This is a genomic window from Candidatus Protofrankia californiensis (assembly GCF_900634765.1).
In the GTDB taxonomy this organism is placed as follows: Bacteria; Actinomycetota; Actinomycetes; order Frankiales; family Frankiaceae; genus Protofrankia; species Protofrankia californiensis.
The window spans coordinates 10651-11385 of the sequence record NZ_CAAAFT010000268.1; the positions used below are offsets into that span (position 1 = coordinate 10651).

The 735-nt window shown below is 73.5% G+C and carries 2 protein-coding genes; both read right to left on the reverse strand.

Going from position 1 to position 735, the window contains the following annotated elements:
- Positions 1-347, reverse strand: a 347-nt coding sequence (locus DD1DGNOD_RS29500; protein WP_241255732.1) for an alcohol dehydrogenase catalytic domain-containing protein, incomplete at its 3' end; no start/stop codon positions are given.
- Positions 344-735: HAD family hydrolase (locus DD1DGNOD_RS14780; protein ID WP_430827810.1), on the reverse strand; the 392-nt coding region annotated here is incomplete at its 5' end. The genes DD1DGNOD_RS14780 and DD1DGNOD_RS29500, both read right to left, overlap by 4 nt.

Genomic DNA, 735 nt, shown 5'->3' on the forward strand with positions numbered 1-735 from the left:
ACCACCCGGGAGCCCGCTGGTAGCTGCGTGTCATCACAGAGAGTGACATCCGTCTGTGTGTCGGCCACGATCTCGTGCCCGGGGACGAACGGCATGGACACCAGGGAGGCGAAGTAGAACGACGACTGCCCGGTGATGGTGGCCAGATCCGAGCCGCAGATCCCCGACAACCGTGGGCGGATCGTCACCCAGTCCGGCCCGGGACGGGACGGAGCGGGCCGATCACTCAGCCGCAACGGCGCCGTGGTGGTGGCCGCAGCAGCGGCCAGGGACGGCAGCCGGCCCGACAGCGTCCGGGCGGTCAGATAGCGGGGCAGCGACCGGTAGAGCTCCAGCGCGCGGCTCACCGCTGGGCTCCCGGCCAGACGGTCCGGGCGCGATCTGACCCGGTGCCCGTTCCCACCGGCTCCCCGCCGCGCCAAGCCCGCACCTGCGCGGCCACGGCGTGGGCCTGGCGCTCGGCGCGGCTCGCCGTCACCGCGCGTGGTTCGCCCCGGGTCGAGGGCCATTCCTCGATCGGCCAGCCGGACCGGCGGGCGACCCGGTACAGCGGCAGGTCGGGATTAACCGCCACCGGGTTGCCGACGGCGCGCAGCATCGGCAGGTCCGACTGGCTGTCGGCGTACCCCCACGACACGCTCAAATTCGCGCCCACCCGTCCCGCGTAGTGGCTCAGCCAGGCCGCCCGGGCGTCACCGACCAACGGCGCCGACACCAGACGCCCGGTGCACCGCC